At 66.2% G+C, this 5,558-nt stretch carries 6 protein-coding genes; 5 read left to right on the top strand and 1 reads right to left on the bottom strand.

What is annotated here, in order from left to right:
* Positions 1 to 1,185: 1,185 nt before the first annotated feature.
* Positions 1,186 to 1,788, bottom strand: coding sequence for a TetR/AcrR family transcriptional regulator (locus AB0G56_RS41965; protein WP_360981555.1), 603 nt, complete (start codon positions 1,786 to 1,788; stop codon positions 1,186 to 1,188).
* Between the two features lie 573 nt (positions 1,789 to 2,361).
* Here AB0G56_RS41965 and AB0G56_RS41960 point away from each other — a divergent pair.
* The 5 genes from AB0G56_RS41960 to AB0G56_RS41940 all read left to right on the top strand — a co-directional run bounded on the left by AB0G56_RS41960 (position 2,362) and on the right by AB0G56_RS41940 (position 5,388).
* Positions 2,362 to 2,556, top strand: a complete 195-nt coding sequence (locus tag AB0G56_RS41960) for a hypothetical protein (RefSeq protein ID WP_360981552.1) — start codon at positions 2,362 to 2,364, stop codon at positions 2,554 to 2,556.
* Complete coding sequence (locus AB0G56_RS41955; protein WP_360981549.1) at positions 2,549 to 3,049, top strand: flavin reductase family protein; 501 nt, start codon at positions 2,549 to 2,551, stop codon at positions 3,047 to 3,049. Before AB0G56_RS41960 ends, AB0G56_RS41955 begins: the two co-directional genes overlap by 8 nt.
* A gap of 96 nt (positions 3,050 to 3,145) precedes the next feature.
* Positions 3,146 to 3,499 carry a VOC family protein gene (locus tag AB0G56_RS41950; protein ID WP_360981546.1) on the top strand — a complete coding sequence of 118 codons (354 nt, stop codon included), beginning with the start codon at positions 3,146 to 3,148 and terminating at the stop codon, positions 3,497 to 3,499.
* Positions 3,500 to 3,772: 273 nt separating this feature from the next.
* Complete coding sequence (locus tag AB0G56_RS41945) at positions 3,773 to 4,657, top strand: ISL3 family transposase (protein WP_360981543.1); 885 nt, start codon at positions 3,773 to 3,775, stop codon at positions 4,655 to 4,657.
* A gap of 500 nt (positions 4,658 to 5,157) precedes the next feature.
* Positions 5,158 to 5,388, top strand: a complete 231-nt coding sequence (locus AB0G56_RS41940) for a transposase (protein WP_360981558.1) — start codon at positions 5,158 to 5,160, stop codon at positions 5,386 to 5,388.
* Positions 5,389 to 5,558: the final 170 nt, after the last annotated feature.

The following is a 5,558-nucleotide window of genomic DNA, read 5'->3' as shown; positions in this document are numbered from 1 at the left end:
CAGCTCCCGATAGCGGTGCTCATGCGTGAGCCCGACCGGGGTGTCCCCCTCAGTCATGAGGATGAAGTCCATGACGACCCTTCCGTCGAATGTTAATCGTCAATAACATAGAAGGTGACTCGCCCCTGGTCAAGCCTCCAACAGGAGGCGCTTAGCGTTAGGTGTTGGTAACAATGAAGGCCGGGCTGAGCATGCATGGCCGACCACGCCGTGGGGGTCGTACCGACGTCGACGAGGGTGTGATCTTGCTAGCCGGTCCAGTGGAAAACGGCTGCGCCGCTGAGGGTTCATCAAGATTGCGGACGGTGAACCACGTGCCTACTCGTTGACGACATCAGGGCGTGCGCACCCACGGCTACTCGACCACCCGCATGGCATAGGCGCTGACCACACGTTGCCGCGCGCCCTGGCACGTTCGACTGCGCACCTGGGACTGCGACCGCTCCTGAAGCGCAGGAAAGGATCATTTGAACCGTCGGGCGGATCGGACGAAGATGCCGGCGACGTGAAGTCCGGACAGGTAGATCGCCGCGGCCGTCCTGTAGCAGCGGGCAAGCCAGGAGGTCGACACACCGCGCAACAGTGTTGCACTTCTTGAAGATTTCTCAGTGAAAGCGGCAGGTATCACACCTCGGCTGCACCCGTCGCAGCGGATAACCACGTGGTCCACCGGCAGTCAGAACACGGCCCCGATGCCACGCTTTCGCAGATGACACGGCACGCATCGGGCGCCACTGCCCAGCGTCTGAGCCCGCCAGAGAAGCCAACGATCTCCTGCGACGCTGCGCGGCAGCACATACCGATGTCCCGCCAGCGGCGGGGGAGCGTCGGACCTGCCGCTGAGCGACCGCGGCCGGTGATCAAGCCCTGCCCTGCCGCCAGGAGGGCAAGCGCAGTGACGTAACGCCTGGGCCCAGCCCCGGGGGCCCCATCGTCACAAGCCTGCGCGGCCACGACCACACCTGTGATGTGGTCGCCATGGCGGTGCCAATACCAAGCACGGCACCCGTCGAGGCGACTACACGGGCGCGGGCACACCTTCGCGGCACGGTCCGTTCCGCGAAGGTGTGCCCGCCCGCTCCCCCTGCCGCCAAGCAGCTGACCGGCAAGAACTACGTGCCCTCTGGGTCTTGGAGCTCAGTGCCGTTCGGCGTGCACAGGTGGGTGTACTGCGCGTTCCCCGTGTCAGATGGTGTCTGCTGGGATGAGTAGTGCGTTGATGGCGGCGGTGCGGATGGTGGCTGCTACGGTCTCGGGGGCGAGTCCGCTGTTGAACTGCGGGACGGCGTTGATCATCGAGAAGACGGCGTGGGTCAGGACGCGGGTCTGGGCGTCTGACAGGTCGGGCCGCAGCCGGGTGACCAGGCCGCTCCACTCCTCGGCGTAGAGGCGCATCATGCGTCGCATGCGATGGCGTTCGTCGTCGGGGACGTTGTGTTCGTTCTTCAGGAACACCAGCGTGGACGGCACGTTGTCGAGGGTGCGTCTGACGTGGTAGTCGATCATCGCTTCCAGTGCCTGGCGTGGATCCGAGATCTCGGCTGCCGTCTTGCGCGCGTTCGCCAGCAGCTCGTTCAACGGATCCTCGAGCACGGCGATGAGCAACGCCTGCTTGCTGGGGAAGTGCCGGTAGAGGGCGGGGCCGGTCACGCCGGCGCGGGAGCCGATCATCTCGGTGGTGACCGCATCGAAGGCACGCTCGTTGAACAGCTCGCCGGCGACCTTGATCAGCACCTGCCGACGTGTCGCGCGCGGAGATGCAGTACGAGGAGAAGGTGAGCTAGTCATGTACGAAGCTTACGTGAGTCGTCGATAACGGATCGTTGCGTGCGTCGGTGAGCAGGTCGGCGACGGCGTTCAGGCAGGCAAAGACCAGCTCAGAGGACATGCCGTGCGGGTTGCCGAGTACTCCGTCGGACGCGACAGCCTTGACGCCGTCGGTAAATAGCCGCGTCAGAAGTCAGCGCGCCGAGATCAGCAGGCGGCACAGGAGGCCCCGAGTCTCGGTCTGCAGCGAAAGCGTCCGGCGCACGGTCCGCACCGGCGGTCGAGTGCGTGCCTTCTGATGCAGGGCGACAGCGAGTCATACCGATCGGCTAGGGGTTCCAGTCACCGCGGCTTGGCGGCACCGTGCTGCTCCGTGGCGCATAGCGGCAGGACCGCATAGGCATGCCGCTCCCGAGGAGTCCGCGATCTCGACGAGCCCGGACGCCCGCGACTCGCTCACGTGTGGTTACTCCTCCCCGGCCGACCCCCTCATTGTTACCAGCACCTAACGCTATTGGCTCGTCGGTAGCCACTTGACCTGGGGTGAGCTACCTTCTATGTTATTGGCAATTAACATTCAACGGAAGGATCGTCATGGACTTCATCCTCATGACTGAGGGGGACACCCCGGTCGGGCTCACGCATGAGCACCGCTATCGGGAGCTGATCGAGGAGGTGCTGCTGGCGGAGCGGGTGGGCTTCGATGCCTTCGGCAGCTCCGAGCAGCACGTCGCCCTGGTGGCGACTTCGGTCGCCGCACACACTGCCCGCGAGGTGTGGAATGGCTAATCAAGTCCAGGGACTGGATGCGGCCGCCTTCCGCTCGGCGCTGGCTCAGTTCCCTTCAGGCGTGACAATCGTGACGACCCGAGGAGCTGGCGGCACGCCGTACGGATTCACCGCGAGCTCCTTCGCCGCCTTGTCACTTGACCCGCCACTCATTCTCGTCTGTCTGGACCAAGGGGCGGACTGCTTCCCGGCCTTTGTCGCGGCTGAGCAGTTCGTGGTGAACATCGTGACGCCCGAACATGCGAAGTTGGCGATGAAGTTCGCCACGAAGGGCGAGAACAAGTTCGCACACGGGAGCTTCGACTCCGACGAAAATGGTCATCCGATACTGCCCGACGCCGCCGCGGTCATCCGCTGCGAGCTGGAGGAAGCAGTACCCGGAGGAGACCATGTAATCCTCATCGGCCGAGTGCACGACGCCCGGATAGGCGGCGGCAAGCCGGTGACGTGGTATCGAGGCGACTTCCTCCACCTCGGGGAGAGCGTTGTATGAACCACATCGGGCCCGGATCGACAGTCGTGGTGGACCGCAGCGCTGTGGTGCGACCCTCCGCTCGAGCCGTGCTGCGACCGTACGGTGAGTGATCCCGTGGAGTCCGACCGCGTGAAGATCGGGAACGTGCTGCACCCGGTTGCAGACGTCGACGCCGCAGTGCGCTTCTACACCGACATCTTCGGCCTGGCCACGATGTTCGTCGACGGTGACCGCTACGCCGCCCTCGACGCCGGCAGCACCACGTTGGCCCTGGCCGGCCCGACCGAGGACGTCACCGGCGGTGCGCCCGCGGCGTCGTTCAAGGTCCCCGACGTGGCCTCGGCGCTCGCAGTCCTCGTGCAGGGTGGCGGGTCCGTAGTCCGGGAGCTCGAGCGCGGTCCGCATGAGATTCGGGCCGTAGCCCGGGACCCATGGGGCAACACCGTGGTGATCTACGGACCGCAGTAGGTGAGTCCGGTAGCGGGTCTCTGGCCTCCGGCATGTCCCCTGACTGAGGCATCAGGGCGCATCTCCGGCCGAGGCCCTCATACCCGATGACATTCCTGTTCGTCCCCCTCTCCTGCCGTCGACCAGATCCTCGACTTCTTCGCCCAGGAACGACGTGCGTGGCCCAGGCGCCCACACTCGCTGCCCGGCGTCGGCGGCGGCTGAACTTGGGTTCTGGATCACTTTCAGTACCAGGGCCACGGAGGGTAACCGAAATCGCGATCATGAACGGCCGTGGGTGATGTCCTCCTCCAGGACCTGTGGTTCCACCAGGTCGAAGGTGTCGTGATTGAAAACGTCGTACCTGACGGCGAGTTGGTGGCAGTGCGGGCCAGGGCTGCTGCGGAGCGGGCCGCGTGTCCGGCGTGCGGGACACGGTCGTCCCGGGTGCACAGCCGGTATGTACGTCGGCTCGCCGACAGCGCGGTCGGCGGGCGCCCGGTGCTGATCGAGTTACGGGTGCGGCGTTTCCGCTGTGGTCAACGTTCCTGCAGGCAGGCGACGTTCGCCGAGCAGGTCGACGGACTGACCGTCCGCCACGGCAGACGCAGCACCGGCCTGCAGAGGGTGCTGGAGCGCGTGGCGGCGATGCTGGCCGGCCGTCCCGGCGCCCGCTTGTCCCAGGCTCTGGCGGCCGGGGTGAGCAGGTCGACGCTGCTGCGGTTGATCCGCCGCCTGCCTGAACCCGGGACGCCGACACCGCGGGTGCCCGGGGTGGACGACTTCGCGCTCCGCAAGGGGCACAATTACGGCACGATCCTGATCGACATCGAGACCCACCAGCCCATCGACCTGCTGCCGGACCGGACGACGTCGACAGTCCCTCGGTGGCTCGCCGAGCATCCCGGCGTTGAGGTGATCTGCAGAGACCGCTCCACGGCCTATGCCGAGGCAGGACGGCTCGGCGCTCCGAACGCCATCCACGTCGCGGACCGATGGCACATCTGGTCGAATCTGGCCGAGGCCGTCGAGAAGACGGTCGTCCCACCGAACTCTGCTGCGGGAACCGCACGGCCCCTCCGCCACCAGGGGCGCTGCGGACATGGAGAACACGAACCTCGAACCGTCCCCTCCCACCGGGCTGCGGACAACCGGCCGGCTCTCCGACCGCGTCCGTGAACAGCACACGGCCGTCCACGCTCTCCTCGACCAAGGCGTCGGACTACGCGCGATCGCCCGCCAGCTCGGGCTGGCCCGCAACACGGTCCGCCGCTTCGCAGGCGCCGCGGACCCGGACGAGCTCCTGGTCGGCCGATGGACCGGCCGCACCAGCATCCTCGACCCCTACAAGCCCCACCTGCACCAGCGGTGGGCCGAGGGCTGCACCGTCGCCCGCCGCCTGTTCGAGGAAATCCGCGAGCGCGGCTACACCGGCGGCGAGAGCGTCGTGAAGAAGTACGTGGCCAAGCTCCGCGAGAACTTCCCGCACGACCCGCCCCGCAAAGCACCCTCCGTCCGGGACGTGACCAGCTGGCTGACCCGCCACCCCGACCGTCTCACCGACGACCGGGCCCAGCAGCTCAAAGCGATCCTGACCCGCTGCCCCGCGCTCGACCGAACCTCCCACCATGTCCGCACGTTCGCCGAGTTGATGAACGACCGCCAGGGCAAACACCTCAATCAGTGGATCGACAGCGTCCAGGCCGATCCTGCCCGCCCTGCACACCTTCGTCACTGGCCTCGGTCAGGACCTCGAAGCCGTCGTCGCCGGCCTCAGCCTCCGCTACAGCTCCGGCGCCGTCGAGGGCCACAACAACAAGATCAAGATGCTGAAGCGGCAGACGTTCGGCCGAGCCAACTTCGACCTACTCCGCAAACGCGCCCTCCTCGCCGCGCGAGGCCGTTCATGATCGCGTTTTCGGTTACCCTCCGTGGCCCTGGCACTGAGAGTGATCCAGAACCGACCCACTTTCGTCGCTTGGGTTCTAACCTCGCGCTTTCACGAGATGGGCTGTCCAAGAGCTGATCAGAAACACGGAAAGTGCCCTTGACCTGCAACGATAGGACTTGCTGAGGGTCC

Source organism: Streptomyces sp. NPDC021356, from assembly GCF_040641015.1.
In the GTDB taxonomy this organism is placed as follows: domain Bacteria; phylum Actinomycetota; class Actinomycetes; order Streptomycetales; family Streptomycetaceae; genus Streptomyces.
The sequence above is the reverse complement of the archived record's forward strand: the minus strand, read 5'-3'. Positions and strand labels throughout refer to the sequence as shown.

Excerpts from the sequence above, each read along its gene's own strand:
- AB0G56_RS41965 (WP_360981555.1), bottom strand. The coding sequence starts at position 1,788 with ATGACTAGCTCACCTTCTCCTCGTACTGCATCTCCGCGCGCGACACGT.
- AB0G56_RS41960 (WP_360981552.1), top strand. The coding sequence starts at position 2,362 with ATGGACTTCATCCTCATGACTGAGGGGGACACCCCGGTCGGGCTCACG.
- AB0G56_RS41955 (WP_360981549.1), top strand. The coding sequence starts at position 2,549 with ATGGCTAATCAAGTCCAGGGACTGGATGCGGCCGCCTTCCGCTCGGCG.